2 pseudogenes are annotated in these 813 nt (G+C 42.2%); both read left to right on the top strand.

Features of this window, described 5'->3' with window-relative positions:
- A pseudogene (locus R7Z50_RS26400) lies at positions 1–521 on the top strand (HDOD domain-containing protein); the annotation flags it as partial.
- Positions 522–628: 107 nt separating this feature from the next.
- Positions 629–813: pseudogene (locus tag R7Z50_RS26395) on the top strand (hypothetical protein); the annotation flags it as partial.

The following is an 813-nucleotide window of genomic DNA, read 5'->3' as shown; positions in this document are numbered from 1 at the left end:
TGGTAAAAAGCGCGGCCGTCTCTCGAGAGCTTGGCGCCACGATGGTGCTGGTCGTACAAGAATTCCACAAACACGAGCCTTCTATTTACACACATCTAGAGCTGGAAAAGGCACTTCTAGTTGGCTTATTGGCCGATATTGGCTTGTTCTGCCTCATTAACGAATATCACCTGTATCTGGATAGTGGCAATTACCTTGACCCTGATATCGCGTTGCAAATCTTCCAAACTCGCTGCTCTGCAACCAGTAAGTTGGTGCTAGAACGCTGGGGGTTCGACAACGATTTTCGAGAAGTCTCTTCAAACGAAAAGTTTGTTACCGCTCGTCCAGAAGTCAGTTATTTGGACATTGCTCGAATTGCAAACCACTTATTGATGTTCCGCAATCAAGACGAACGTATTGATGAACATGAAGTGGAATTCAATTTAACAGGTGCAGAGGTCTTGTATGACCTAAGCAATATGAGTGATACTGACTTTCAAAACGAAATCAACGCAGTACTCAGTGCTAGCGGCTTGTAATTAAGTTAACTAACGTCATCCACGATAAACATTAAACTCAAGGTCGAGTGTTGTTTTGTCAGTGGCTTTTGTCTCCGGCTTGTCTCACTAAGGAATTATCAAGTTTTATGTTCTCAGGGATGCTATTCATTTTTGCCCCTCTTGTTGTGGGGTACTTAATTCCTATTTCTCGCGCAGCTTTACTAGAGAAAATTAACCAATCAACTTCATACCTTATTTACGTCATTCTTTTGTTGATGGGTTTAAGTTTAGCTGCCTTAGACAACTTGAGTAGCAACTTGCAGAGTATACT

The sequence above is a fragment of the Vibrio sp. 1249-1 genome (assembly GCF_033340495.1).
The sequence above is the reverse complement of the archived record's forward strand: the minus strand, read 5'-3'. Positions and strand labels throughout refer to the sequence as shown.